This is a genomic window from Comamonas humi (genome assembly GCF_054782535.1).
Genome location: NZ_BAAGSH010000007.1, coordinates 129960 through 153954, shown reverse-complemented (window position 1 = coordinate 153954; position 23995 = coordinate 129960). Strand labels below are relative to the sequence as shown.

Below are 23995 nucleotides of genomic sequence, written 5' to 3'. Positions count from 1 at the left end.
GGTGGGGGAGCGGTGGCCGTTACTTCTTCTGGATGGTACCGCCGGAAGGCTTGTCCTCCTTGGGGGCGGGGGTCTTGCCGTCGTCGTCCTTCTTCTCTTCGGGGCGCTCGGTCTTGGTCTGGCTGACCTTGACCGGCTGGCCCTTGAGCTGGAGCAGGGCCTGCTGCAGCTGGAAGTCCTTGTCGGAGCCCAGCTCGGGCGGGCGCCGCTCGGACTCGGGCTTCTTCGCCTCATCCTCCAGCCGCTTGCGGGCGGCTTCGCGGGCCTTTTCACGGGCTTCGTCCTTCTCTTCGGCACCCTGGCCGCTGGCCAGGTGCTTGTCCAGGTCGGCCTCGCGCATGCGCAGCGCCGCGAACAGGTCGCCTTCGGCGGTCTCGTCCACCATGATGTCGGGCACGATGCCCTTGGCCTGGATGGACTTGCCGCTCGGGGTGTAGTAGCGGGCCGTGGTGAGCTTGATGCCGGTGTCCGGGCCCAGCGGGCGCACGGTCTGCACCGAGCCCTTGCCGAAGGTCTGCGCGCCCATCAGCACGGCGCGCTTGTGGTCCTGCAGCGCACCCGCCACGATCTCGCTGGCCGAGGCCGAGCCTTCGTTGACGAGCACCACCATCGGCACGCTCTTGAGCGCCGCCGGCAGCGAGCGCAGCGGATCGGCGCCGCGGCGCGCGTAGAACTCGGGGCTGGCGCGGAAGATGGCCTTGCTCTCGGCCAACTGGCCGTTGGTGGACACCACGGTCACGTCCTTGGGCAGGAAGGCTGCGGAGAGGGCCACGGCCGCATCCAGCAGTCCGCCGGGGTCGTTGCGCAGGTCGAGCACCAGGCCCTTGATATCGGGGTTCTGCTTGTACAGGTCGTCCACCTTGCGCACGAAGTCATCCACCGTGCGCTCCTGGAACTGCGAGATGCGCACCCAGGCGTAGCCGGAGTCGACCATCTTGACCTTGACCGACTGGGTCTTGATCTCCTCGCGGGTGATGGTCACCGGGAAGGTGCGGCTCTCGTCCTTGCGGAAGATGGTGAGCGTGACTTTGGTGTTGGGCTGGCCGCGCATGCGCTTGACCGCGTCGTTCAGCGACAGGCCCTTCACGGCGGCTTCGTCGATCTTCGTGATCAGGTCGTTGGTCTTGAGGCCGGCGCGGTCGGCGGGCGAGCCCTCGATGGGCGAGACGATGCGGATCAGGCCGTCTTCCTGCGTGATCTCGATGCCCACGCCGACGAACTTGCCCGAAGTGCCTTCCTGGAATTCCTTGAAGGTCTTCTTGTCGAAGTACTGCGAGTGCGGATCCAGCCCCGAGACCATGCCGGAGATGGCATCGGTGATGAGCTTCTTGTCGTCCACCGATTCGACGTAGTCGGTCTTGATCAGGCCGAAGACGGCAGACATCTGCTGGATTTCCTCCAGCGGCATCGGCGACAGCGAGCCGCGAGCCACGGTCTGCAACGAAACGGTGGTGAGCGCGCCAGCCACCACGCCCAGTGACACCCAGCCGGCAATCTTGAGTTTCTCGCCCATATATCCCATCAATTCAATAGCGCTCCAATATACACCCTAGAGCCCCGCCGTCGGCAGGGGTTCCGGAGTGCTGGAGCTTTTGCACGGTCTTTACCTGGGGCTTGGGCCGGTCAGGCCTTGCCCTGGTTGGCGACGGCGTTGGCGGCCGCCTGGGCCGCCTCGGCGTCGCCCAGGTAGTAGCGGCGGATGGGCTGCAGCTGTGCGTCCAGCTCATACACCAGCGGAATGCCGTTGGGGATGTTCAGGCCCACGATCTCGTCGTCGGAGATCTTGTCCAGGTACTTGACCAGGGCGCGGATGGAGTTGCCGTGCGCGGCGATCACCACGCGCTGGCCGCTCTGGATGGCGGGGGCCACGGCCTGGTTCCAGAACGGCAGCACGCGGGCGACGGTGTCCTTCAGGCACTCGGTCAGCGGCACGTCGCCGTCGGCCAGGCCAGCGTAGCGGCGGTCGCCGCGCTCGCTGCGCGGATCGCCGGCTTCCAGCACCGGCGGTGGGGTGTCGTAGCTGCGGCGCCAGACAAGCACCTGCTCGTCGCCATATTTCTTGGCGGTCTCGGCCTTGTTCAGGCCCTGCAGGCCGCCGTAGTGGCGCTCGTTCAGGCGCCAGCTGTGCACCACGGGCAGCCAGGTGCGGTCCATTTCGTCCAGCACATGCCACAGCGTGCGCGTGGCGCGCTTGAGCACGCTGGTGTAGGCGATGTCGAAGTCATAGCCCTCGGCCTTGAGCAGTTGCCCCGCCTGTTTGGCTTGGGCGATGCCGGTGGCGGTCAGGTCCACGTCGGTCCAGCCGGTGAAGCGGTTTTCCAGATTCCAGGTCGATTCGCCATGGCGGATCAGAACGAGCTTGTGCATGAATTTCCTCGAGGATGCTAGTGAAAACGGGTCGCCGGGTGGGCGTATTGGGGCCACATTGTAGAGGGCCGGTTTCATGGCACTGTCACCGAAAAGGCCCATTTGCCGGCGTGCTGCTGCAGGGCTTCTAAAATGCAAGGCTTTTTGCGGCTTTGTACAAGGATTGGTGTGAGCTTCTTTATCGACAACTGGTATCTGATCGTGCTGGCCATTGGCTCGGGGGCGTTGCTGCTGATGCCCGCCATGAAGGGCATGGGCGGCGGCTCCCTGTCCGCGGCGAACGCGGTGCAGCTCATCAACCGCGAGAAGGCCGTGGTGGTGGACGTGCGCGACGAGGCTGAATTCGCCGAGGGCCACATCGTCGGTGCGAAGCACGTGCCGCTGACGCAGCTGGAGGAAAAGCTGCCCCAGGTGGCCAAAAACAAGGCGCTGCCGGTGGTGCTGGTCTGCGCCCAGGGCCAGCGTGCGCAGCGCGGCGTGGCCGTGGCGCAGAAGCTCGGCTATGCCAATACGCAGGCCCTGGCCGGCGGCATGAAGGCCTGGCGCGATGCGCAGATGCCCATCGAGAAGGCCTGAAAGGAGTAGCGCCATGCAACCCGTGAAGATGTACACCACGGCTGTCTGCCCCTATTGCATCCGGGCCAAGCAGATCCTCAAGTCCAAGGGCGTCGAGGCGATCGAGGAGATCCGCATCGACCAGGACCCCGGCCAGCGCGCCCACATGATGGAAGTGACCGGCCGCCGCACCGTGCCGCAGATCTTCATCGGCGACACCCACGTGGGCGGCTGCGACGACCTGATGGCGCTGGACCAGCGCGGCGGCCTGGTGCCCCTGCTGGGCAACTGATCGCGCAGGGCTGCGCGCTGCATAATGCGCGCTGGCGCTCCGGCGGCTTCCAGATTTTTCCCATTTCTCAACGGTTTTCATCGAAAGACATCAACACATGGCCGACCAAGACAATCCCGTGTTCCAGATCCAACGCGTGTACCTGAAGGACGCGTCGCTGGAGCAACCGAACTCGCCTGCCATCCTGCTCGAGCAAGAGCAGCCGAGCGTGGACATCCAGCTGGGCGTGGAAGCCACCCCGGTGGCCGAAGGCATCTTCGAGGTGGCCGTGACTGCCACCGTGCAGACCAAGATCCAGGACAAGACCGTGTTCCTGGTCGAGGCCAAGCAGGCCGGCATCTTCGAGATCCGCAACATCCCCGAAGACCAGATGGGTGCCGTGATCGGCGTGGCCTGCCCGCAGATCATCTACCCCTACCTGCGCGGCAACGTGGCCGACATCGTGACCCGCGCGGGCTTCCCGCCGGTGCACCTGGCCGAGATTAACTTCCAGGCCATGTACGAGCAGCAGCAGGCTGCCGCCAACGGCGCCACCGAGTCGCTGCCCCAGTAAACGGGCGGCATCCGCCTCGCGCAAGGCCTCTTGCCCCACGGGCACGAGGCCTTTGTCATCTATACGCCCTATGATCGGGCTGGCGCAGATTGGATAAAGGTAGTTTGCTATGAAGATGGTGGTCATTGGCGCGGGCGCCTGGGGCACGGCGCTGGCCATGAATGCGGCGGCCCGGCATGAGGTTCGCCTGTGGGCCCGCGACGCGGCCCAGGCGCAGGCCATGCAGGCGCAGCGCGAGAACACGCGCTATCTGCCGGGCATAGCCTTTCCGCCGGCGCTGCAGGTCGTGGGCGGTGATGTGCAGGCGTTGCTGGCAGATGCGGATCTGGTGATCCTGGGCACGCCCATGGCGGCGCTGCGCGGCTGGCTGACCGAGCTGCGCGACTGCCTGCTGCCGCTGGCCTGGCTGTGCAAGGGCTTCGAGGCCGTGCCCGCCGATGCACCTGCCGGCACCTACGGCCTGCTGGCCAGCGAGGTCTGCGCGCAGGTGGCGCCGCGGCTGCAGGCCGGCGTGCTCAGCGGCCCCAGCTTTGCGCAGGAGGTGGCGCGCCACCAGCCCACGGCGCTGGTGGCGGCCAGCCCGCATGCCGCCGTGCGCGATGCGCTGGTGCAGGCCTTCCATGGCGGCAACCTGCGGGTCTATGCGAATGCCGACATCACCGGCGTCGAGGTGGGTGGCGCCGTCAAGAACGTGCTGGCGATCGCCACCGGCCTGTGCGATGGCCTGGCGCTGGGGCTGAATGCGCGTGCCGCGCTCATCACCCGCGGCCTGGCCGAGATGACGCGCCTGGGCCTGGCGCTCGGCGCGCAGGCCGACACCTTCATGGGCCTGTCGGGCCTGGGCGACCTGGTGCTCACGGCCACCGGCGACCTGTCGCGCAACCGCAAGATCGGCCTGCTGCTTGCGCAGGGCCAGAGCCTGGAGCAGGCCGTACAGTCGCTGGGCCATGTGGCCGAGGGCGTGTACAGCGCGCGCACCGTGCTGGCCCGCGCGCAGGCGCTGCGGGTGCAGATGCCCATCACCGAAACCGTGGTGGCCCTGCTGGCCGGCACGCTGCCGGTGCACGAGGCCGTGCAGGCGCTGATGGCGCGCGAGCCGCGGGCAGAGTAGTGTTATCTATGGGCGTTCCCACGGCTCGATGGGGCCGGGGTGGACCTCGAACAGCGGGTGTGGTTCGGGTGTCTCCACACCCTGCCAGCGCTCACGCACCGCCGGATTGCGCTGCCGCAGCTTGGCCTGCAGGTGCGTCCATTCGAAGGCCATCTGGCCGGACGTGACCGCCAGCAGGCCGGCGTCTGCGGCCGGCTTGATCTTGCCCTTGTCGAACGAATAACCGCGTGCCTCGGCCTCCGTGTGGATGGCCCGCAGGTACCGCGACATGGCCGCCAGCGGATCGGCGTGGCGCTTGAAGCGGTCGAGCTGCGGATGGTGGCGGTAGCCGCGCGTCTCGCCGTGCAGCACGGCCTGCGCGAGCAGGGTTTCGCGCCACCAGGCCACCAGGCCTTGCGGGTCCAGATACTTCGGGTGCAGCGACCACAGGCGCATGGCGGATTACCTGTCGGTGGCCAGCAGCCGGATCAGCTCTGGCAGCATGGCCGCGCCATGCCCGGCATCGACCTGCGACTGCAGGTTGGCCGCGGCCGCGTCGGCGATGCGGCTGGTGGCCTGGGCGTCGTGCGCCATCGTGCTGTAGTAGCCCAGGTCCTTGGCGGCGTTGGCGACCGAGAACGCGATGCCCGAGGGATCGTCGCGCAGGATGAAGGACGACAGGCGCTGCAGCGCCACGCCCGCACCGCCGCCGCCGGCCAGCACGTCGTGGAAGACCTGCATGTCCATGCCGGTGCCGCGCGCGCAGGCGGTGGCTTCGGCGAGCAGGGCCATGCTGCCCACCGAGACGAAGTTGTGCAGCAGCTTCATGCGGTGGCCGGCGCCGATGGGGCCGACATGGGTCAGCGTCTCGGTGAAGCTGGCGAGCACCGGGCGCACCGCGTCGAGCACGGCGGCGTCGCCGCCGACCAGCAGGTTGAGCGTGCCGTCGTGCGCCTGTTGCGCGGTACGGGTCATGGGCGCGTCGATGAAGCGGCCGCCGGCGGCCTGCACGGCCTGGGCCATGCGCTCGGTGGAGGCGGGCACCGAGGTCGAGCAGTCCACGACGATGGCGCCTGGGCGCAATTGGCGCAGCACGCCGTCGCCGCCGGTGAGCACGGCCTCGACCTGCGGCGAGCCGGTCACGCAGAGGATGATGACGTCGCAGCGCGCCGCCAGCTCGGCCGGCGTGCGGCAGGTCTGGGCGCCCAGCGAGAGCAGTTCATCGAGCGGCTGGTTGCCGGGGTGCTCCAGCACCTGGAGCGAGAAGCCCTTGCGGGCCACGTTGCGGGCAATGCCGTGGCCCATCAGGCCGACGCCGATCAGGCCCACCACGGGCTGCGCTGCTGCCATATCCAGTCTCCTTGTCGTTGGGTGCTTACAGGCCCAACTCTAGCGCGAGCAGCTCGTCCACGGTCTGGCGGCGGCGGATCAGGCGCGCCTGGCCGCCATCGACCAGCACCTCGGCCGCCAGCGGACGGGTGTTGTAGTTGCTGGACATCGAGGCGCCGTAGGCGCCGGTGTCGTGGATCACGAGCAGGTCGCCCACCTGGGCATCGCCCAGCGTGCGCGGCAGCACCACGCCGCCGTCGCCTTGGGTGAAGACGTCGCCCGATTCGCACAGCGGCCCGGCCACCACGGCGTCGCGTGCGTCGGGGAGAACGCCCGCGCCGCGCCGCTGGATGTGCATGGCATGGTGGCTGCCGTACATGGCGGGGCGCATCAGCTCGTTGAAGCCGGTGTCCACCAGCACGAAATGGTTGCTGCCCGCGTCCTTGGTGGCGCGCACCTGGCCCAGCAGCACGCCGGACTCGGCCACGAGGTAGCGGCCCGGCTCCAGCTCCAGCGCCAGCGCGTGGCCGACGATGGCCTCGGCCTGCTTGCGCGCGGCGTCCCACAGGCCGAAGTAGTGCTGGGTGTCGATGGTGGCGTCGCCCGGCTTGTACGGGATGGACAGGCCGCCGCCGGCCGAGATGGCGTGCAGGTCGTGGCCGGCATTGCTGGCGGTCTGCACCAGCTGCACCATGGCGCCGCAGACCTGCTGCAGGTGGCTGTAGTCCACGCCCGAGCCGATGTGCATGTGCAGGCCTTCGAGTTTGAGGCCGCGTTCGGCGATCACCGCCAGCGCCATCGTCAGGTCGGTGTGCCAGATGCCGTGCTTGCTGTGCTCGCCGCCGGTGTTGGTCTTGTTGCTGTGGCCGTGGCCGAAGCCGGGGTTGATGCGCAGCCACACCGCATGGCCGGGCGACGCGGCGCCGAGCTGGTGCAGCATGTCGATGGAGCCGGCGTTGACCGGCACGCGGTGCTCGACCACGGTGGCCAGCGTGGTTTCGTCCATCACGTCGGCGGTGAAGACGATGCCGCTGGGCGCACCACCGGCGCTGCCTGCGGTGTAGCCCGCGGCCAGCGCGCGCAGGATCTCGCCGCGCGACACGGCATCGACCTGCACGCCTTGCTCGCGCATCAGCTTGAGGATGTGGATGTTGGAGCAGGCCTTCTGCGCGAAGCGCACGGTGTCGAAGGCCGAGAGCTGGGCGATGCGCTCGCGGATGGTGGCGGCGTCGTAGACCCACAGCGGGGTGCCGTACTGGTCGGCCAGCTGCCACAGCAGGTCGGGAGAGAAAGGATTGCTCATGGGTTTGCTCTTGAATGAATAGCTACCAGCGCTTGATGGTAGGGCGCTGGATGCCAAAAATGCTTGAAATCTACCGGTCCATCATGCCCGGCTTTGAGTATTTGGTCGAATACTTTTTTTTGGTAGATGTATTCATGTTTGATATGCTGAGCCATGTCTTCGCCATCCAACCCGGCCGATGCCGCCGGCCGTATTGCCCACCGGCACATCGAGGTGTTCCGCGCCATCATGCTGGCGGGCGGCGTCAGCAGCGCCGCGCAGCTGCTGCACACCTCGCAGCCCACGGTGAGCCGCGAGCTGGCGCGGCTTGAAAGCCTGCTGGGCTACGCGCTGTTCGAGCGCGGCGGCGGCCGGCTGCGCCCCAATGCGCGGGCGCTGGCGCTGTGGGACGAGGTGCAGCGTTCGTGGCAGGGGCTGGAGCGCGTCGTGGCCCGCGCCCAGGCGCTGGCCCAGGCCACGCCGGCGCGGCTCGAGGTGCTGTGCCTGCCGGCGCTCTCGCACGCGCTGCTGCCTGCGGCATTGGCACGTCTGCCGGCCGAAGCCGCCGCGCTGCAGATGGCCATCACGCCGCAGGAGTCGCCGCTGCTGGAGGAGTGGATGAGCGCCCAGCGCTTCGACCTGGGGCTGGCCGAGGCGGCCGAGCCGCCGGACCCGCCTGCAGGCACGCGCGCGCTGCCGCTGCCGCCGCTGGACGAAGTGGCGGTGCTGCCCGCCGGCCATCCGCTGGCCGCCAAACCCGTGCTGGCGCCGGCCGATTTTGCCGGCCAGCCCTTCATCAGCCTGGCCGAGGGCGACCCCTACCGCGCGCAGATCGATGCCGTGTTTGCCGCCGCCGGCGTGCAGCGCCAGCTGCGGCTGCAGACGCACAGCGCCGTCGCCGTCTGCGCCATGGTGCAGCAGGGGCTGGGGCTGGCCATCGTCAACCGCTTCACCGCCCAGGCCTGCGCCGGGCCGCAACTGGTGCTGCGGCCGCTGGCGTTCTCGATTCCGTACCGGGTGCAGATGCTGTTGCCGCTGCACCGCCCTGCGGTGGCTGAGGTGCAGTGGCTGCTGCAGGCGCTGGAGCGGGCGGCGCTGGCGCTGCGGCCCTAAAAAGATAGCTGCTGGCGCTTGCTAATTCTGGATTTCAAATATATTTCTATTTGAAATCACCAAGCAGCAAGCGCGAGCAGCTATTGTTTTTGTGGCTGAGCGCGAGGCGCGTCAGAACTCCAGGTTGTCGATCAAGCGCGTGCCGCCCAGGCGTGCCGCGCCCAGGGCCACCAGCTGGCCGGCGCCGTCGGCGCTGCCGGCGGGTTGCAGGTCGGCGCGGCGGCGCACGGTTAGGTAGTCGGGCTGCCAGCCGCGGGCCTGCAGCGCGGCCAGGGCCTGCTGCTCCAGCGCGGCCGCCTGCTGCGGCGCGCTGGCGCCGGCCTGCAGCCACTGGTCGGCCAGGCCGCGCAGCGCCTGCGACAAGGCCATGGCCTCGTGGCGCTCGCCGGCATTGAGGTAGCCGTTGCGCGAGCTGAGCGCCAGGCCGTCGTCGGCGCGGGCCGTGTCGGCGGCGATGATCTCGATGGGCAGCGCGAACTGCTGCACCATGCGGCGGATCACCATCAGCTGCTGGTAGTCCTTCTTGCCGAACACCGCCGCGCCGCCGCCGGTGGTGGCGAAGACGCAGGAGAACAGCTTCATCACCACGGTGCTGACGCCGGTGAAGAAGCCGGGGCGGAAATGCCCTTCGAGCAGGTCGGCCAGCACCGGGTCGGGCTGCACCTTGAAGGTCTGCGGCTCGGGGTAGAGGTCGGCCTCGCGCGGCGCGAACAGCACATCGCAGCCGGTGGCCTCGAGCTTGGCGCAGTCGGCATCCCAGGTGCGCGGGTAGCTGTCGAAATCCTCGTGCGGCAGGAACTGCAGCCGGTTGACGAAGATGCTGGCGACGACCACGTCGCCATGCTGGCGGGCGGTGCGCACCAGCGACAGGTGGCCGTCGTGCAGGTTGCCCATGGTGGGGACGAAGGCAGGGCGGCCGCGGCCAGCCAGGGCGGCGCGCAGGTCGGCAATGGTGTGGACGATTTGCATGGAAAGGTTCTGCGGAAAGGATTACCAGGCGTGCACCGCGTCGTCGGGGAACTGCCCGTGCTTGACGGCCTGCACATAGGCCTCGATGGCGCCGCGCACGCTGCCGGCGTCTTCCATGAAGTTGTGCACGAACTTCGCCATCTTGCCCAGGTTCATGCCCAGCATGTCGTGCAGCACCAGCACCTGGCCGGCGGTGCCGCTGCCCGCGCCAATGCCGATGGTGTGGCAGTGCGGCAGCTCGTCGGTGAGCGTGCGCGAGAGCTGGGCGGGCACCATCTCCAGCACCAGCATCGACGCGCCGGCGTCCTGCAGTTCGTGCGCATGGCTGCGCATCACGGCGGCGGCGGCGTCATCGCGGCCCTGCACGCGGTAGCCGCCGAGCGCATGCACGGTCTGCGGCGTGAGCCCGAGGTGCGCGCACACGGGCACGCCGCGTTCGACCAGGAATTGCACGGTGGGCGCCGTCCAGCCGCCGCCCTCGAGCTTGACCATGTGGGCGCCGGCCTGCATCAGCTGGCAGGCGCTGCGCAGCGCCTGTTCGCGCGATTCGTGGTAGCTGCCGTAGGGCAGGTCGGCGATCAGCCAGGCCGTGCCCTGCACCCGGTGCAGGCCGCGCGCCACGCTGGCCGTGTGGTAGGCCATGTCGTCGAGCGACACGCCCACGGTGCTGGGCAGGCCCTGGCAGACCATGCCGAGCGAGTCGCCGACGAGGATGCACTCCACGCCGGCGGCATCGGCCACGGCGGCAAAGGTCGCGTCGTAGGCGGTGAGCATGGTGATCTTCTCGCCGCCGGCGCGCATCTGCGCCAGGCGCGGCAGGCTGATGGGCCGGCGCTGCGGCAGCGGCGAGGCCGGCGGGATGGTGCCGTAGGGCGTGGCGGAGGCAGACGTCATGGCGGCTGGAAGCTGGGGGCTGTGCAAAGTGCCGCGAGTCTATACGATGTGCGCTGGCGGGGGTATAGGGTCGTGTCGCTTAAAATTGTGTGCTCTTATATATGTAGCTTGTTGCGCAACATACATCTGCGCCAGAGCCTGATTTGACGTGAATTCCTGCATCGATTTCCCTGATCCGCGCGATGCCGCCGCACCGCGGCTGCGGCGGCGTTTCGGCGCTCCGCAGGCCGTGCTGGCCGCCTACCGTCCCGAGGAGGTGGCGCCGCTGCTGGACGCGGTGGAGCAGGCGGCGCGCGCCGGAAACTGGTGCGTGGGCTGGCTGCGCTACGAGGCCGCGCAGGCCTTCGACGCGGCCTTTGCCGGTGCGCTGCATGCGCCGGCGGCTGGCGAGCCGCTGGCCTGGTTTGGCGTGCACGAGCAAGCCCTGGATTTTGCAGAGCCCGATGCGGCGGCGCAGCCGCCCCGGGTGCGCTGGCAGCCCGGCATCGGGCGGGCCGCGTTCGATGCCGCCATCGCCGAGATCCTCGCGGCCATCGCCGCCGGCGACTGCTACCAGGTCAACCTCACGACGCAGCTGCTGGGCGAGATGCAGGGCGACATGCCAAGCGATGTAGCGGCGCTGTTCGCCGCGCTGCGCCAAGCCCAGCCCATGGGCTATGTGGCCGCCATCGACAGCGGCGCCGAGCAGGTGCTGTCGGTATCGCCCGAGCTGTTCTTCGACTGGGACGGCGCGCGCATCCTCACCCGGCCGATGAAGGGCACGGCCGCGCGCGGCGCCACGCCCGCCGAGGATGCGGCCAGCGCCGAGGCCATGCGCGCCTCGCCCAAGGAGCGCGCCGAGAACGTGATGATCGTCGACCTGCTGCGCAACGACCTGTCGCGCATCGCGCTGCCGCACAGCGTGCAGGTGCCGCGACTGTTCCATGCCGAGGCCCTGCCCACGGTCTGGCAGATGACCTCGGACGTGGTGGCGCAAACCCGGCCCGGGCTGCGGCTGGCGGAGGTGTTTGCCGCGCTGTTCCCCTGCGGCTCGATCACCGGCGCGCCCAAGCGCCAGGCCATGCGCTGGATCCACCGGCTGGAGAACGGCCCGCGCGGCGTGTACTGTGGCGCGGTGGGCGTGGTGCGGCCGGGTGCCGAGACGGGCGGCCTGCATGCCACCTTCAACGTGCCCATCCGCACCGTCGTTGCACGCGGTAGCGAGCTGCGCTGCGGCATCGGCAGTGGCATCACGGCCAGCAGCAGCGCCGAGGCCGAGTGGCAGGAATGGGGCCACAAACGCATGTTTCTGGAGAAGGTCTGATGGCGGATTTCGATATCGTGGAAACCCTGGCGCTCAAGGAGGGCCGGTTCGTGCACCTGCCGCTGCACCTGGCGCGCATGCAGGGCGCGGCGCAGCACTTCGGGCGCGCCTGGCCCGAGGCGGCCATCGATCAGGCGCTGGCAACGCTGCGCGAGCAGCACGGGCAGGGCGATTGGCGGGTGCGCCTGGCCCTGGCTGGCGATGGGCGCGTGGCGCCGCAGGCCCAGCCGCTATTGCCCACGGCCACGCCGGTACGGCTGCAACTGGCCCGCGCGCCGCTGGCCAATGCCGTGGCGCGCGGCGACTGGGTGCGCTTCAAGACCTCGCGGCGCGAGCACTACGCGGCTTTTGAGCCGGCCGATGCCACGGTGTTCGACACCGTGCTGTTCAACGAGGATGGCGAGCTGACGGAGACCACGCGCGGCAATGTGGCCGTGCGGCTCGATGGCCGCTGGGTAACGCCGCCGCTGCACTGCGGCCTGCTGCCGGGCGTGGGCCGGGCCGTGCAGCTGCAGCAGGGGCGTGTGGTGGAGCAGGTGGTGCGGCTGGACGACGTGCCGCGCGCGCAGGGCTGGGCCTTTGTCAACAGTCTGCGCGGCTGGCTGGACGCGCAGCTGGTTGGTTAAGGATTACAGCTTGTCCTTGCTGTAGGCGGCGCGGTCCATATCGACGATGTCCACGCTCAGCTGCACCAGCATGCCGGCGGGGTGCGGGCTGTGCTGGCGCAGCACGGCGGCGATGCGGTCCGACAGGTCGCGCTTGATCTCGGGCGTGCGGCCCGACAGCAGGCGCAGCTCGGCATGCACGAAGCCGCGCGGCTCGGCCTGGTGGGCGCTGGCACCGATCACAAAGCTGCCGCTGCGCACGCAGCGGCTCTTGAGATCGTGCTCGATGGCAATCTGGCCGCTGGCGATGACGGCATCGTTCAACTCGGCCAGCAACTGCGCTTCGGGGAAATCGCCCAGGTTGGCGGTGTATTCGACGATCAGGTGGGGCATGGTGGATGCTCTGGAAGTGAAAAACAAGCGGCCCACCGCGTGCGGTGAGCGTGCACGGAGTGGGCCGTGGACCTGCAAGCACCACGAACAGGTGATACAGGCTTGTGGGCGTCGGTCCTGTTGAAAAAGCCCAAGAGGCAGCTGGGCGTCTTGGGCTTCGGGATTAGCGGGTCACCGCCGTACTGAGGTTGGAGGTGTAGCGGAAGCGCTCACTCGTCTCCCCAATGATGAAGGTGTATTGCACGTTGATCATGCGGCCACCGGTGTAATCGCTGCGCAGCTTGAAGTTCACGGCTTTGCCGGCGGGGATCACCTGGCCCTCCGTCAGGCCCTCGAACCGTACGCGGATTTCGGCAGCATTGGCGCTCCGGTTCTGAGCGGACAGGTTGGTGATGGTGTAGCTCTTGCTTTGGGCCGCGAGCTTGAAGGAGGCGACCTCGTAGTCCGCGGGGCAGCCGCCAGTGCACTTCACGGTGGCGTTGATGGTGGTGCCCACCTCGTAGGGCAGGGGGTGCTCGGTTTCCGTCACTGCGCCCGTGCTGGAGCTCTCCACCTCATACAGCTGAAGGTCGGGCGTAGGCGTAGGCGTGGGCGTAGGAGTAGGTGTGGGCGTTGGGGTGGGCGTTGGGGTGGGCGTAGGAGTTGGGGTGGGTGTAGGAGTTGGCTCGGTCGGGGTACCGGGCTCGGGCGTGGTGGGTTCCGTCGGTTCCGGGTCGACGGCATTGGCGTCAGGCAACAGGGGGCCTGCCTGCACGAGTTGGCCATCCTTGTCGGTGATGCGCATCACGGCCAGTTCGGGCGACGAGTTCGGATTGGGGCCACCATCGCCAGTGATGCCGCGGCCGGCGGTGAAGAAGCCGGTGGAGAAGCGGATGGTCGGATAGTCCGATGCACCCGTGCTGGAGTTGCAGCGGAAATTGAAGTCCAGCCAGTTATCCTGCACGCAGACATAGCCGCTGTCTTTGTCGATGACGGAGCCGCCAGTGTTCTTGACAAAGTTGAAGATCCGGCTCTTCATCACGCCACTGTGGGCCAGCACCACCCATCGGCCAAGCAGGGCATCGGAGCTTACAGAATTGATGCCGAAGTAGTACCGCTGTGTGGGCACGTCATACTCATCCGGGAACTGCACCGTGCCCCGGTAGGAGGAGGTGAACTGGAGGTAGGCATTGCCGACATAGTTGGAGAATGTGGCCGACAGATCGCCGCTGCCGAAATAGCGACCGCCCTTGTACTGATTGAGGGCCAGGTTGGGCCTGCTGGGCGACGGGATGGTGCTGGGAATATGGGGGCCGAATGCCAAGTGGAAGGTGGCGTCGCCATTGCGGGCATAGTTGTAGACCGGCATGAACAGCAGGGGGTCTGCACTGTTCACCGGCTTCTGCAGGTCGATCGACAGGCCGCGGCCGGCCTTGCCGGTGATTTCGGAACTGACGACCCAGGTGCCAGCTTCCGGTGCATAGTCCGGCCGGAAGTAGGTGGAGAGCACAGGCTGGCCATCCTCCTTCTGCTTGTAGGCCGAGCGCGTGATGCGGGCGCCGATGATGCGGTGCTTGTCGCCCTCGGCGCCGAACTGGATGGTGCCGCTCAGCTGGTCCAGGCTGCGCTGCAGGCTGATCTCCACCGGGGTGCTGGTGCGCTTGCTGTCGATGGCATTGCCTTCGCAGACAAAGGTAAGGTCGGCACCGCTGTAGTCGCACTGCGCGAAGAGCGAAGCGTTCAGCGAGCCTTCGGAGCCGTAGATGGTGTGCTTGGTGCTGGTCTTGTAGGGCCAGGGCAGGGAAGCAGATGCGCTGTACGACAGATTGATCTGCGTGCCCAGGCCGATGTCGGCCCACCAGGTGCTGACGGGCTTGTTGTTCTCGTCCAGCTCCACCATGGCCCAGCGGTCCACATAGGCCGGATCGGAGAACTTGTCCTCGGGCGTGCTTTCGTAGTTGAAGCGCTGCATGGGCTTGGCTTCTTCGCCGGGGAACTTGATGGTGCCCGTGGTGCGGCTGGTGAAGGTGACCTCCACATTGCCGGCATCGCCGGCTTCCTCGCCGTCGGTGGGTCCGCTGCCGAAGGAGCGGCCGCCTTCGTAGAACTTCAGCGGTGCGACCACCTTGTTGTTGTCCATCGTGCCAGCGGCCATGTGGAAGGTCGGCGCGCCGGTCTTGGTGTAGTCGTACACCTGCATCAGGAACATGCCGTCCTGCACGTCAATGCCCATGCCGCGGCCGGGCTTGCCGTTGATTTCCGAAGTGATGATCCAGTTGCCGTTCTGGGGCGCAATGGTGTTGGCGGCCCAGGTGGCCTGGCCCACGCACGCCAGGGCGGCGGCGGCAAGCGCATTCAGGATGACTCGCATATTTTTCCTAAAAAAATTTACGGGTGGTGAAAGAGGGGCGTGGGCCGCTTGCGGAGGCTGGCAGGGCGGAACACGAAATCGGGGCTGGCTATGCCGAGGCTCAGGCGCTCAGCGCGGCCTTGACGGCCGCAGACACCTGCGCCATCTCGGCCTTGCCGGCGAGCTGCGCCTTGGCTGCGCCCATGACCTTGCCCATGTCGCCGGGGCCGGAGGCGCCGAGCTCGGCAACGATGGCCTTCACGGCAGCGGCGACAGCTTCGGCGGACATGCGCTCGGGCAGGTAGGCCTGGATCACCGCGATCTCGGCCTTTTCCTTGTCGGCCAGGTCCTGCCGGTTGGCCCCTTCGTAGGCGGCGATGCTGTCCTTGCGCTGCTTGATCATCTTGTCCACGATGGCGATGACCATGGCATCGTCGAGTTCCACGCGGTCGTCGACCTCCTTCTGCTTCATCGCGGCCTGCAGCAGGCGGATGGTGGACAGACGGTCGGCGTCCTTGGCGCGCATGGCGCTCTTCATGTCTTCGGTGATTTGTGCCTTCAGGCTCATGGCGATTTTCTCGAAATCCAGAAACGACAAACCCGCGCTTGGCGTCCCGAGCGCGGGTCAATCACCAGCATTGCCCTTGTGTGAACAACGTGGTGCAGCTGCTTAGTACAGCTTCTTGGGCAGTTGCATGCTGCGAACGCGCTTGTAGTGGCGCTTCACGGCAGCAGCCTTCTTGCGCTTGCGCTCGGCGGTGGGCTTCTCGTAGAACTCGCGTGCGCGCAGGTCGGTCAGCAGGCCCAGCTTTTCGATGGTGCGCTTGAAGCGGCGCAGAGCAACGTCAAAGGGTTCGTTTTCTTTTACACGGATGGTGGTCATTAGCTAATTTCCAAAGTTGCCAACAGCGGGTTTTCGGGAAGATCGGGCCCGAAAGCCTTGAATGGCGGTTGTGCCCCGTCGTATCGACTAGTATTGGCAGGCGGGGCCATTGCCAGCAAAGCCCAGCATTATAAATGAGCTTTCAGGATATGCAAGCAGTGGCAGAAATCCCACTGCCGCGGGCACCGCGCCTTGGTAGAAGTCTCGATGGATGTGTATGCGTATTTTGTATACGATTTCTGCGATCTTCTCCTCTGCAAAGGTATACGCATGTCTGAGTTTTCTGTTTCGCGCCGTCTCTTGATGGGCATGGCCGCTGCTCCCGCGCTGGCGGTGCTGGGGGCCTGCTCCACGCCGGCTTCCAAGCCACAGGCCGGCAAAGGGGGGCTGATCGTGGGCGGCCTGTTTGCCGGCTCGCGCAGCGACAAGGGTTTCATGGAGGCCGGCTGGCGCGGCCTGGAGAAGGCCCGCACCGAGCTGGGCGTGCAGACGCGCTTCATCGACGGCATTGCGCCCAAGCGCGAGCTGCTGGTGCCGGCGCTGGAGCGCCTGGCGAGCGAGGGCGCGCAACTGGTGATCGCCCATGGCGGCCAGAACAACGAGGCCTGCGCCGACGTGGCGCGGCGCTATCCGCAGACCCGCTTCGTGGTGACGCAGGGCGCGGTGCAGGCCGCCAACCTGGCCAGCTACGACGTGCTGCAGGAAGAGTCGGCCTACCTGGGCGGCGTGCTCGCGGCCATGACGACCAAGACCGGCGTGGTCGGGCACATGTCGGGCATCCGCGTGCCGCCGGGCCTGAAGGGCCGCGCGGCCTATGCGGCCGGCGTGCGCGACACGAACCCCTCGGTCAAGCTGCTGACCAACTTCTCGGGCGACCAGGACGACAACGCGCTGTCGCACCGCATCGCCAGCGCGCAGATCCAGGCCGGCGCCGACGTGATCTTCACCATGCTCAACGCTGGCCGCGACGGCGTGACGCGCGCCTGCCGTGAGCGCGGCGTGCGCCAGGTCGGCAACGTGATCGACTGGACCCAGGTGGACCCGGCGGTGTTCGTGGCCTCGGCCTGGGCCGACGTGGGCATTGGCGTGTACCTTGCGGTCAAGGATGCGCTGGAGCAGGGCGCGCCCGGCCCCGGCATCCGCAAGATCGGCCTGAAGGACCCGGCCGCCGTGCGCCTGACGATGGCACCCGACGTGCCGGCCACGGTGCGCGAGCGCGTGGCCCAGGCGGGCGCTCGCATCGCCGCGGGGCAGCTGCATGTGCCCGAGGGCTACGACGGCCCCGAGTTCAAGGCCTGACGCCGCTAGGCCGGCAGCGCATCGGCACAGGCCGCTGCGCTGGCCCAGGCCCACTGGAAGTTGTAGCCGCCCAGCCAGCCGGTGATGTCCACCACCTCGCCGATGAAGAACAGGCCGGGGTGCTGGCGGCTTTCCAGCGTCTGCTGCGACAGCTCGGTAGTGGCCACGCCGCCCACGGTGACCTCGGCCTTCTTGTAGCCCTCGGTGCCGGTGGGCGTCAGCTCCCAGCGCGACAGGCGCTCGGCCAGGCGCAGCAGGGCCTTGTCGCTGGCCTCGGCGATGGGGCGCTGCCATTGTTCGTCCTGCTGCACCCAGGCCTGGGCCAGGCGGGCGGGCACGGCAGTGGCCAGCTCGTTGGCGATGGTCTTGCGCGACTGCTGCTTGGCGCGCAGCAGCCACTCGGCCATGTCCAGCTCGGGCGCGAGGTTGACGGCGATGGGCGTGCCCGGCTGCCAGTAGCTGGAGATCTGCAGGATGGCCGGGCCGGACAGGCCGCGGTGGGTGAACAGCAGGTCTTCGTGGAATTCGACGCGGTTCTTCTTGCTGCCGGTGCTGACGATGACGGGCAGCGCCAGCCCGGCCAGCTCGGCATACGGCTGCCAGGCGGCGCCGTCGAAGGTCAGCGGCACGAGGCCTGGCGTGCGCGGCGTGACTGCCAGGCCGAACTGCTCGGCGATGCGGTAGCCCAGGTCGGTCGCGCCGATCTTGGGGATGGACAGCCCGCCGGTGGCCACCACCACACTGCGCGCCTGCACCGTGCCATGCTCGGTATCGATTTGATAGCTGCTCGCGCTTACTGTGTCAGCGCTAGAGGCTGATTTGGCTATATTTTTTACGCGGCAAGGCTGCCAGCGGGCCACGCCGCCGCGCTCGCATTCGGCCAGCAGCATGGCGATCAGGTCCTCGGCCGAGCGGTCGGCAAAGAGCTGGCCCTTGTGCTTCTCGTGGTAGGAGATGCCGTGCTTCTCGACCATGGACACGAAGTCCGCCGGCGTGTAGCGCGACAGCGCCGAGCGGCAGAACTGCGGGTTGAGTCCCACGAAGTGCTTGTGCGGCTGGCGCACGTCGAGGTCGCGGTTGGTGAAGTTGGCGCGCCCGCCGCCGGAGATGCGGATCTTCTCGGCCACCTTGGGCGCATGGTCGACCAGCAGCACCTTCAGGCCCCGCTGCGCCGCGCGGCCGGCGCAGAACAGGCCGGCGGCACCGGCGCCGAGGATGGCGACGTCGTAGAAGGGAAGGGCGGGCTGGTTCATGGCGGGGCAGGCGTGGCGCAAACAGCCCGCGATTATCACGGAAGGCTGGAATCGCCGAGGCCTGCGATGCAGTGCCAGACCTTTTTGAGCACGGCCGGCTCCCAGTCGCCCCCCGCTTGCGCCCGGCCTAGCGCGGCAGGCGTCAGGGCCGGCGCGCCGCAGTCCCGCAGCATGCGCAGCGCCGCGGCCTGGATGTCGGCGCCGCGGTATTCGCCGGCGCCCGCCAGCGCGGCGGCATCGGCGCGAAAGCCGGCGTGGTACTCCACCGGCACGCCGCAGCGGGCCGCCCAGGCGGCCACCGGGGTGCCGGCATGGCTGGGGTCGAGCACGAGGGCGGCCACGTCGCGGTGCATCAGCAGGTCGCCGTGGATGTGCGCTTCCACATAGCGGTCCAGCGGATCGGCCAGCGCCAGGCACTGCAGCCGCGCCCAGTCCATCTGCGCGTGGCTGCCCCAGTGGGTGGGCTGCCAGAAGCTGTCGGGGTCGCAGAAGGTGCTGCGCAGCGCTACATCGTGGTGCAGGCGCAGGTGGGCTGAACCAAAACGGGGCGCGGCGCCGGTGGCGCGTTGGGCCACATCCGGCGCACCGTATTTGGGGCGTTCGCCGGCGGGCGCCTGGTCGTAGGCGCCGCCGAACCAGTCGTGCTCCCACTGCCAGCGCTGGCCGCCCGTGGCCGGGCTGTAGCTGCCGTTGCTGGTGCCGGTCTCGAACTGCGAGCGGTAGCGGCCCTGCATGGCCAGGTGCTCGATCACCATGCGGCCATCCACCAGCCAGTCGGGGTGGAAGTGCACATGGATGGGCCTGGGCGGCGCGGGTTCGCCCGGCGGCGCCGCCTGCATCGCTGCGCGCCGCGCATGCACGGCCTGCCAGGCCTGGCGCTGGGCGGCGGTCAGCAGCGGGGGCGGTGGTGGCGTTGGCATGGCGATTGCAAGGGTGTGCGGGCGGCTGGCGCCCAATATACCTGCGCCGCCATTTGCATGAACTTTGCCCTCTGGCAGGCTATGCCGGCGGGCGTTCCCTCTCTACAATGCCTCGCATGCGACTCCCTGACCACCAACTCACGATGACGGTGCTGATGTCCCCGGACATGGCCAATTTCTCGGGTAACGTGCATGGCGGCGCCATCCTGCGCCAGCTCGACAACGTGGCCTATTCCTGCGCCAGCCGCTATGCCGGCCGCTACGTGGTCACGCTGAGCGTCGACCAGGTGATGTTCCTGGAGCCCATCCACGTGGGCGAGCTGGTCACCTTCCTGGCCAGCATCAACTACACCGGCACCTCGTCGATGGAGGTGGGCATCAAGGTGGTGGCCGAGAACATCCGCGAGCGCAGCGTGCGCCATGTGAACAGCTGCTTCTTCACCATGGTGGCTGTGGACGACCAGCGCAAGCCGGCCGCCGTGCCGCAGCTCCAGCCCGAGACCGATGAGGAAAAGCGCCGCTGGCAGGCGGCGCTCACGCGCAAGGAGCTGCGCAAGGAACTGGCCAAGCGCTTCGCGCAGACGCGCCAGTAAACCGCCTTTACCCGACCTTGCGGGCCTGCTCGCAGGCCCGCGCCGCCAGCGATACGCAGTCCACCACCGAGCCCACCACGATCACGCTGGGGCTGGCCAGGTGCTCGTCATGCAGCGTGTGCGGCAATTGGGCCAGCGTGGTGATGGCATGGCGCTGCTTCGGCAGGCTGGCATGCTGCACGATGGCCACCGGCGTGTCGGCCGGCAGGGCCGTCTGCAGGCCCGTGGCAATCGCCTCGGCGCTGCCCACGCCCATGTAGATCACCAGCGTGAGCCGTGCGACCTTGGCGGCCTGCGCCAACTGCGCCCAGTCGGGGCCGGCATCGCCGGGCTTGGCATGGCCGGTGATGAACACCACGCCATGCGCATGCTCGCGGTGCGTGAGCGGCGCGCCCAGCGAGCTCAGCCCTGCCAGCCCGGCGGTGATGCCGTTGACCACCGTGGGCTCCACGCCGTGGGCGCGCAGGTATTCCACCTCTTCGCCGCCGCGGCCGAAGATGAAGGGATCGCCCCCCTTGAGGCGCACCACCTGCTCGCCCTGCTGCACGGCCTGCAGCATCAGCTTCTGGATGAAGGCCTGCGGCGTACTCTTGCAGCCGCCGCGCTTGCCCACGTGCACGATGCGGGCCGTGGGCGCGGCATAGGCCAGCACTTCGTCGCCCACCAGGTCGTCCACCAGCAGCACGGTGGCGCGCTGGATGGCCTTGATGGCGGCCAGGGTGAGCAGGTCCGGGTCGCCCGGGCCCGCGCCCACCAGTGTGCAGCCGCCTGCGGTCAAAGGTGTCTGTGCCATGTTCAAGCTCCGATGGATGTAGGAATGCCCTGGTCCGCATGCAAGCCGCGTGCCACCTCTTGCGCGAGTTCGGCGACGAGTTGCACCTGCTGCGCCAGGCCGGCGGGCACCGGCAGCTGGCCGGCGAGCACTGCCTCGGTGTAGCGCGCGGTGGTGTCGGCGTCGTTCTGCTCGGGCAGGCCGGGCACACCGGATTCGGTGCCGCTGGCGCGCGCCTGCAGCAATCGGTGCTGGCCGGCCACGAAGCCGTCGTACTGCGGCGTGCGGCGCGGGTCTGCGCAGACCTCGCCTTCGAGGCCGCGCGAGAGCAGGGCGTTCAGCGCCAGTCCGCCCAGCGTGGCCTGCAGCATCGGCAGGTATTCGGGATGGGTGTAGCTGCCCAGCAGGATGCTGCGCGCATCGCAGGGCTGCAGCAGCTTGGCCACGCTGTGGCCGGGGTTGCGCAGGCCGATCACCTGGCGCACGGCCAGCAGCCGCGCCAGCGGCGGCAGCAGGCTGGCGGTATGGACGGCGGCCACGCTGCCGTCGGCAATGGTGCCGGGCGTGTGCGCGAGCGGCACGCCCAGCCGCTCCAACACCGCGAAGGCGCTGACCCGGCTCGGCTCGGTGCCCATGCCGTGCACCAGCACCGGCAGGCCTTCGCGCGCCAGCAGCAGGGCCAGCAGCGGCGTCAACGTGGGCAGGCGGCGCGAGCCGTTGTAGCTGGGGATGACGATGAGCGGCGCGGCCGTGGGGGCAAAGCGCCGGATGCGCTGCTGAACGGCATCCCAGAAACCGCACATCTCCTCGGCCGTCTCGCCCTTGATGCGCATGGCGATGCAGAAGGCTCCGACCTCGTAGTCGCTGGCCTGTTGGTCCAGCACCTGGCCCATCAGGTCAGCGGCTTGCGCGCGCGACAAGGCCTTGGCGCCCCGCGCGCCGCGCCCGATTTCCTTGATGTAGTGGCTGATACCCATGCTGTCGCTCTGTGTTGGACGGCATATTATTCGCCATTTATCAGACGATTTGGTAATAAGGCGAATACGTTCAGGGGGCCAGCGCCTGGCGCAGGCGCTCGGCGTAGTCCTGCAGCACCGCTGCGCCGGGCTCCTTGCGCGGCCAGCTGAAGCCCACGCCGTCGCCCGCATGGCGCGGCAGCACATGCAGATGGAAATGCGCCACGGTCTGGCCCGCCACCGCGCCGTTGAACTGCACCAGGTTCAACCCTTCGGGCTCGAAGGCCGCCTGCGCCGCGAGCGCCACGCGGCGGGCGGTCTGCATCACCGCGCTCGCTTCTTCGGGGGTGATGTCGAACAGCGTGGCCGCATGGCGCTTGGTGGCCACCAGCACATGGCCGGGGTTGACCTGGCCGATGTCCATGAAGGCGATGGTGAGTTCGTCCTCATGGATCTTGGCGGACGGGATCTGGCCCTGGACGAGTTTGCAGAAGATGCATTCGCCGGGCGGCGAGGTGTCTACGAAGGCAGGCATGGGCGCATGGAAAAGTAAGCCAAAACAGGCCCAGTGTAGAAGATCGCTGCCGGCGCGAGTTATACCCGCCTGTTGTGGGCCATCCTGTGGAAAACCCTTGGGGTAACTCTCGAAACCCGCGCCAGGCTTGGGTTTGCGGGCGATGCCTGTTTTTTGGGCATGATTGTCAGGTGGCGAGACTGGTTTTGTTCAACAATCCGTGCAGTATGGCCTGTGGCTGGAAGGTGCGATGGGTTCAATGAGAAATCCGGGTTTTTTCCTTTACAGATAAGCGCTAGCAGCTATCAAAATTGAATGATTCACCGACCTGCTCGGGGAAACCCTAGGCGCATCGCTACGGATGGTGGCTATAGCGAAGCCTATATACCCGCGGCAGGCGGCTCCAGTAAGCTTGCCGCATGCACATCTACCGATCCTCCCTGTTGCGCTTCGCCGAAGACGGCCAGGCGCTGTACGACGAAGACGGCCTGCTGGCCGTGCAGCCGGGTGCCGACGGCCGCGAGCGCGTGGTGGCCGCGGGCAGCTGGCAGGCGCTGTCGCCGCAGCTGCTGGCACAGCCGGGCGTGCAGCTCACGCACCTGCCGGGCCGCATCCTCGCGCCGGGCTTCGTCGACCTGCACATCCACTACCCGCAGACCGATGTGATCGGCTCGCCCGCCGCCGGCCTGCTGCCCTGGCTGGAGAACTACACCTTCCCGCACGAGTCGCGCTTTGTGGACGAGGACTACGCCGCCGCGGTGGCGCGCTTCTTCGTCGACGAGCTGCTGCGCAACGGCGTGACCACCTCGCTCACTTTCGCCACCTCGCACCCCACCTCGGTCAACGCGCTGTTCGTCGAGGCGCAGCAGCGCCAGATGCGCCTGATCACCGGCAAGGTGCTGCAGGACCGCCACTCGCCCGACGGCGTGCGCGACGACACCGAGCAAAGCCTGGTCGACACCGAGGAGCTGATCCAGCGCTGGCACGGCGTCGATCGCCTGGGCTACGCCATCACGCCGCGCTTCGCGCCCACCAGCACCGATGCGCAGATGCGCGGCGCCGGCGAGCTGGCCGCGCGCTACGGCGATGTCTGGATCCAGTCGCACGTGGCCGAGAATCTCGACGAAGTGCGCTGGGTGGCCGAGCTGTACCCGCAGTCGCGCAGCTACCTGGCCGTGTACGACGATTTCGGCCTGATGCGCGAGCGCGCCGTGTATGCGCACTGCATCCACTTCGACGCGGCCGACCGCGCGCTGATGCGCGAGCGCCGCACGGCCGCCGCCGTCAGCCCCACGAGCAACCTGTTCCTGGGCAGCGGCTTCTTCGACTACCAGGGCGCCGACGAGGCCGGCTACGCCTACGGCCTGGCCAGCGACGTGGGCGGCGGCACCAGCTTCAGCCCCTTCCGCACCATGCTCGCGGCCTACTACGTGGGGCGCGAGGGCCAGACCAAGCGCGGCCTGAGCCTCTCGCCCGCGCAGCTGTGGTGGCAGCACACGGCGGGCGCGGCGCGCGCGCTGGGCCTGGGCGGCGTGGTCGGCAACCTGCAGCCGGGCTGCGAGGCCGACTTCGTGGTGCTCAACCCCCGCGCCACGCCGCTCTTGGCGCGCAAGGCCGACCAGGCGCGCAACCTCGACGAGTTGCTGTTCGGCATGATCGTGCTGGGCGATGACCGTTTGATCGAACGCACGGTGATTGCCCGGAAAATTGGATGAAATTGGCCTGTAGCGC

The 23995-nt window shown here is 68.1% G+C and carries 27 protein-coding genes; 10 read left to right on the top strand and 17 right to left on the bottom strand.

What is annotated here, in order from left to right:
• Positions 1-19: 19 nt before the first annotated feature.
• Complete coding sequence (locus ACYVKR_RS07865; protein ID WP_460480251.1) at positions 20-1513, bottom strand: S41 family peptidase; 1494 nt, start codon at positions 1511-1513, stop codon at positions 20-22.
• Positions 1514-1623: 110 nt separating this feature from the next.
• Positions 1624-2367, bottom strand: coding sequence for a 2,3-diphosphoglycerate-dependent phosphoglycerate mutase (gene gpmA, locus ACYVKR_RS07860; RefSeq protein ID WP_460480250.1), 744 nt, complete (start codon positions 2365-2367; stop codon positions 1624-1626).
• Between the two features lie 168 nt (positions 2368-2535).
• On the opposite strand from gpmA, the gene ACYVKR_RS07855 reads away from it, so the two are divergent.
• From ACYVKR_RS07855 to ACYVKR_RS07840, 4 genes are all read left to right on the top strand, one after another.
• Entirely contained in the window at positions 2536-2943 is a 408-nt protein-coding gene (locus tag ACYVKR_RS07855) for a rhodanese-like domain-containing protein (protein WP_460480249.1), read from the top strand.
• 13 nt (positions 2944-2956) lie between these two features.
• On the top strand, positions 2957-3214 hold the full coding sequence (gene grxC, locus ACYVKR_RS07850; RefSeq protein ID WP_460480248.1) for a glutaredoxin: 258 nt from the start codon (positions 2957-2959) through the stop codon (positions 3212-3214).
• A gap of 97 nt (positions 3215-3311) precedes the next feature.
• Positions 3312-3767: a protein-export chaperone SecB gene (gene secB / locus ACYVKR_RS07845; RefSeq protein ID WP_460480247.1), complete on the top strand. Its 456-nt coding sequence runs from the start codon at positions 3312-3314 to the stop codon at positions 3765-3767.
• Positions 3768-3876: 109 nt separating this feature from the next.
• Positions 3877-4878, top strand: a complete 1002-nt coding sequence (locus ACYVKR_RS07840) for an NAD(P)H-dependent glycerol-3-phosphate dehydrogenase (RefSeq protein WP_460480246.1) — start codon at positions 3877-3879, stop codon at positions 4876-4878.
• Between the two features lie 6 nt (positions 4879-4884).
• Here the strand turns inward: ACYVKR_RS07840 and ACYVKR_RS07835 are convergent, their stop codons facing one another.
• From ACYVKR_RS07835 to ACYVKR_RS07820, 4 genes are read right to left on the bottom strand one after another with little or no spacing between them, the layout of a single operon-like run.
• Positions 4885-5313: a pyrimidine dimer DNA glycosylase/endonuclease V gene (locus ACYVKR_RS07835; protein ID WP_460480245.1), complete on the bottom strand. Its 429-nt coding sequence runs from the start codon at positions 5311-5313 to the stop codon at positions 4885-4887.
• Positions 5314-5319: 6 nt separating this feature from the next.
• Positions 5320-6207, bottom strand: a complete 888-nt coding sequence (locus tag ACYVKR_RS07830; protein ID WP_460480244.1) for an NAD(P)-dependent oxidoreductase — start codon at positions 6205-6207, stop codon at positions 5320-5322.
• Positions 6208-6232: 25 nt separating this feature from the next.
• Positions 6233-7489 carry a diaminopimelate decarboxylase family protein gene (lysA, locus tag ACYVKR_RS07825; protein WP_460480243.1) on the bottom strand — a complete coding sequence of 419 codons (1257 nt, stop codon included), beginning with the start codon at positions 7487-7489 and terminating at the stop codon, positions 6233-6235.
• Positions 7486-7644, bottom strand: a complete 159-nt coding sequence (locus ACYVKR_RS07820; RefSeq protein WP_460480242.1) for a hypothetical protein — start codon at positions 7642-7644, stop codon at positions 7486-7488. Before ACYVKR_RS07820 ends, lysA begins: the two co-directional genes overlap by 4 nt.
• Between ACYVKR_RS07820 and ACYVKR_RS07815 the strand changes: the two genes are divergently transcribed.
• The gene (locus tag ACYVKR_RS07815; RefSeq protein WP_460480241.1) at positions 7643-8581 is read left to right on the top strand and encodes a LysR family transcriptional regulator; all 939 of its coding nucleotides are present in this window, start codon (positions 7643-7645) and stop codon (positions 8579-8581) included. The genes ACYVKR_RS07820 and ACYVKR_RS07815 overlap by 2 nt on opposite strands.
• 111 nt (positions 8582-8692) lie before the next feature.
• Here the strand turns inward: ACYVKR_RS07815 and panC are convergent, their stop codons facing one another.
• Both panC and panB read right to left on the bottom strand, forming a co-directional pair.
• On the bottom strand, positions 8693-9550 hold the full coding sequence (gene panC / locus ACYVKR_RS07810) for a 4-phosphopantoate--beta-alanine ligase (protein ID WP_460480240.1): 858 nt from the start codon (positions 9548-9550) through the stop codon (positions 8693-8695).
• Between the two features lie 21 nt (positions 9551-9571).
• Positions 9572-10444 (bottom strand): 3-methyl-2-oxobutanoate hydroxymethyltransferase, encoded by an 873-nt coding sequence (panB, locus tag ACYVKR_RS07805; protein ID WP_460480239.1) that lies wholly within the window; start codon positions 10442-10444, stop codon positions 9572-9574.
• Between the two features lie 148 nt (positions 10445-10592).
• Here panB and pabB point away from each other — a divergent pair, with 148 nt between their 5' ends.
• Both pabB and ACYVKR_RS07795 read left to right on the top strand, forming a co-directional pair.
• Positions 10593-11747 (top strand): aminodeoxychorismate synthase component I, encoded by a 1155-nt coding sequence (gene pabB, locus ACYVKR_RS07800; protein WP_460480238.1) that lies wholly within the window; start codon positions 10593-10595, stop codon positions 11745-11747.
• Positions 11747-12373 carry an aminotransferase class IV gene (locus ACYVKR_RS07795; protein ID WP_460480237.1) on the top strand — a complete coding sequence of 209 codons (627 nt, stop codon included), beginning with the start codon at positions 11747-11749 and terminating at the stop codon, positions 12371-12373. Before pabB ends, ACYVKR_RS07795 begins: the two co-directional genes overlap by 1 nt.
• 3 nt (positions 12374-12376) lie before the next feature.
• On the opposite strand, the gene ACYVKR_RS07790 is transcribed toward ACYVKR_RS07795, so the two are convergent.
• The 4 genes from ACYVKR_RS07790 to rpsU form a co-directional block, all read right to left on the bottom strand.
• The gene (locus ACYVKR_RS07790) at positions 12377-12745 is read right to left on the bottom strand and encodes a 5-carboxymethyl-2-hydroxymuconate Delta-isomerase (RefSeq protein ID WP_460480236.1); all 369 of its coding nucleotides are present in this window, start codon (positions 12743-12745) and stop codon (positions 12377-12379) included.
• 163 nt (positions 12746-12908) lie between these two features.
• The gene (locus ACYVKR_RS07785) at positions 12909-15095 is read right to left on the bottom strand and encodes a hypothetical protein (protein ID WP_460480235.1); all 2187 of its coding nucleotides are present in this window, start codon (positions 15093-15095) and stop codon (positions 12909-12911) included.
• 100 nt (positions 15096-15195) lie between these two features.
• Positions 15196-15642 carry a GatB/YqeY domain-containing protein gene (locus tag ACYVKR_RS07780; protein ID WP_460480234.1) on the bottom strand — a complete coding sequence of 149 codons (447 nt, stop codon included), beginning with the start codon at positions 15640-15642 and terminating at the stop codon, positions 15196-15198.
• Positions 15643-15744: 102 nt separating this feature from the next.
• The gene (rpsU, locus tag ACYVKR_RS07775) at positions 15745-15957 is read right to left on the bottom strand and encodes a 30S ribosomal protein S21 (protein ID WP_007833691.1); all 213 of its coding nucleotides are present in this window, start codon (positions 15955-15957) and stop codon (positions 15745-15747) included.
• Positions 15958-16227: 270 nt separating this feature from the next.
• Between rpsU and ACYVKR_RS07770 the strand changes: the two genes are divergently transcribed.
• Entirely contained in the window at positions 16228-17256 is a 1029-nt protein-coding gene (locus ACYVKR_RS07770; RefSeq protein WP_460480233.1) for a BMP family protein, read from the top strand.
• A gap of 5 nt (positions 17257-17261) precedes the next feature.
• On the opposite strand, the gene ACYVKR_RS07765 is transcribed toward ACYVKR_RS07770, so the two are convergent.
• On the bottom strand, positions 17262-18509 hold the full coding sequence (locus ACYVKR_RS07765) for a BaiN/RdsA family NAD(P)/FAD-dependent oxidoreductase (RefSeq protein ID WP_460480232.1): 1248 nt from the start codon (positions 18507-18509) through the stop codon (positions 17262-17264).
• Between the two features lie 35 nt (positions 18510-18544).
• Entirely contained in the window at positions 18545-19429 is an 885-nt protein-coding gene (locus tag ACYVKR_RS07760; protein ID WP_460480231.1) for a DUF3626 domain-containing protein, read from the bottom strand.
• Between the two features lie 116 nt (positions 19430-19545).
• Between ACYVKR_RS07760 and ACYVKR_RS07755 the strand changes: the two genes are divergently transcribed.
• Positions 19546-20022 carry an acyl-CoA thioesterase gene (locus ACYVKR_RS07755; RefSeq protein ID WP_460480230.1) on the top strand — a complete coding sequence of 159 codons (477 nt, stop codon included), beginning with the start codon at positions 19546-19548 and terminating at the stop codon, positions 20020-20022.
• A gap of 7 nt (positions 20023-20029) precedes the next feature.
• On the opposite strand, the gene cobA is transcribed toward ACYVKR_RS07755, so the two are convergent.
• The 3 genes from cobA to ACYVKR_RS07740 all read right to left on the bottom strand — a co-directional run bounded on the left by cobA (position 20030) and on the right by ACYVKR_RS07740 (position 22285).
• Entirely contained in the window at positions 20030-20815 is a 786-nt protein-coding gene (cobA, locus tag ACYVKR_RS07750; protein WP_460480229.1) for a uroporphyrinogen-III C-methyltransferase, read from the bottom strand.
• A 2-nt stretch (positions 20816-20817) separates the two neighbouring features.
• The gene (gene ybiB, locus ACYVKR_RS07745; protein ID WP_460480228.1) at positions 20818-21771 is read right to left on the bottom strand and encodes a DNA-binding protein YbiB; all 954 of its coding nucleotides are present in this window, start codon (positions 21769-21771) and stop codon (positions 20818-20820) included.
• A 70-nt stretch (positions 21772-21841) separates the two neighbouring features.
• A complete protein-coding gene (locus ACYVKR_RS07740) occupies positions 21842-22285 on the bottom strand; it encodes an HIT family protein (RefSeq protein WP_460480227.1) in 444 nt (147 codons plus the stop codon).
• 398 nt (positions 22286-22683) lie between these two features.
• On the opposite strand from ACYVKR_RS07740, the gene guaD reads away from it, so the two are divergent.
• Positions 22684-23979, top strand: a complete 1296-nt coding sequence (gene guaD, locus ACYVKR_RS07735) for a guanine deaminase (protein ID WP_460480226.1) — start codon at positions 22684-22686, stop codon at positions 23977-23979.
• Positions 23980-23995 lie beyond the last annotated feature (16 nt).

Bases quoted from the DNA above. Each gene is read 5' to 3' on its own strand.
- ACYVKR_RS07865 (WP_460480251.1), bottom strand. From the start codon at position 1,513: ATGGGCGAGAAACTCAAGATTGCCGGCTGGGTGTCACTGGGCGTGGTG.
- gpmA (WP_460480250.1), bottom strand. From the start codon at position 2,367: ATGCACAAGCTCGTTCTGATCCGCCATGGCGAATCGACCTGGAATCTG.
- grxC (WP_460480248.1), top strand. From the start codon at position 2,957: ATGCAACCCGTGAAGATGTACACCACGGCTGTCTGCCCCTATTGCATC.
- secB (WP_460480247.1), top strand. From the start codon at position 3,312: ATGGCCGACCAAGACAATCCCGTGTTCCAGATCCAACGCGTGTACCTG.
- ACYVKR_RS07840 (WP_460480246.1), top strand. From the start codon at position 3,877: ATGAAGATGGTGGTCATTGGCGCGGGCGCCTGGGGCACGGCGCTGGCC.
- ACYVKR_RS07835 (WP_460480245.1), bottom strand. From the start codon at position 5,313: ATGCGCCTGTGGTCGCTGCACCCGAAGTATCTGGACCCGCAAGGCCTG.
- ACYVKR_RS07830 (WP_460480244.1), bottom strand. From the start codon at position 6,207: ATGGCAGCAGCGCAGCCCGTGGTGGGCCTGATCGGCGTCGGCCTGATG.
- lysA (WP_460480243.1), bottom strand. From the start codon at position 7,489: ATGAGCAATCCTTTCTCTCCCGACCTGCTGTGGCAGCTGGCCGACCAG.
- ACYVKR_RS07815 (WP_460480241.1), top strand. From the start codon at position 7,643: ATGTCTTCGCCATCCAACCCGGCCGATGCCGCCGGCCGTATTGCCCAC.
- ACYVKR_RS07820 (WP_460480242.1), bottom strand. From the start codon at position 7,644: ATGGCTCAGCATATCAAACATGAATACATCTACCAAAAAAAAGTATTC.
- panC (WP_460480240.1), bottom strand. From the start codon at position 9,550: ATGCAAATCGTCCACACCATTGCCGACCTGCGCGCCGCCCTGGCTGGC.
- panB (WP_460480239.1), bottom strand. From the start codon at position 10,444: ATGACGTCTGCCTCCGCCACGCCCTACGGCACCATCCCGCCGGCCTCG.
- ACYVKR_RS07795 (WP_460480237.1), top strand. From the start codon at position 11,747: ATGGCGGATTTCGATATCGTGGAAACCCTGGCGCTCAAGGAGGGCCGG.
- ACYVKR_RS07790 (WP_460480236.1), bottom strand. From the start codon at position 12,745: ATGCCCCACCTGATCGTCGAATACACCGCCAACCTGGGCGATTTCCCC.
- ACYVKR_RS07785 (WP_460480235.1), bottom strand. From the start codon at position 15,095: ATGCGAGTCATCCTGAATGCGCTTGCCGCCGCCGCCCTGGCGTGCGTG.
- ACYVKR_RS07780 (WP_460480234.1), bottom strand. From the start codon at position 15,642: ATGAGCCTGAAGGCACAAATCACCGAAGACATGAAGAGCGCCATGCGC.
- rpsU (WP_007833691.1), bottom strand. From the start codon at position 15,957: ATGACCACCATCCGTGTAAAAGAAAACGAACCCTTTGACGTTGCTCTG.
- ACYVKR_RS07770 (WP_460480233.1), top strand. From the start codon at position 16,228: ATGTCTGAGTTTTCTGTTTCGCGCCGTCTCTTGATGGGCATGGCCGCT.
- ACYVKR_RS07765 (WP_460480232.1), bottom strand. From the start codon at position 18,509: ATGAACCAGCCCGCCCTTCCCTTCTACGACGTCGCCATCCTCGGCGCC.
- ACYVKR_RS07760 (WP_460480231.1), bottom strand. From the start codon at position 19,429: ATGCCAACGCCACCACCGCCCCCGCTGCTGACCGCCGCCCAGCGCCAG.
- ACYVKR_RS07755 (WP_460480230.1), top strand. From the start codon at position 19,546: ATGCGACTCCCTGACCACCAACTCACGATGACGGTGCTGATGTCCCCG.
- cobA (WP_460480229.1), bottom strand. From the start codon at position 20,815: ATGGCACAGACACCTTTGACCGCAGGCGGCTGCACACTGGTGGGCGCG.
- ybiB (WP_460480228.1), bottom strand. From the start codon at position 21,771: ATGGGTATCAGCCACTACATCAAGGAAATCGGGCGCGGCGCGCGGGGC.
- ACYVKR_RS07740 (WP_460480227.1), bottom strand. From the start codon at position 22,285: ATGCCTGCCTTCGTAGACACCTCGCCGCCCGGCGAATGCATCTTCTGC.
- guaD (WP_460480226.1), top strand. From the start codon at position 22,684: ATGCACATCTACCGATCCTCCCTGTTGCGCTTCGCCGAAGACGGCCAG.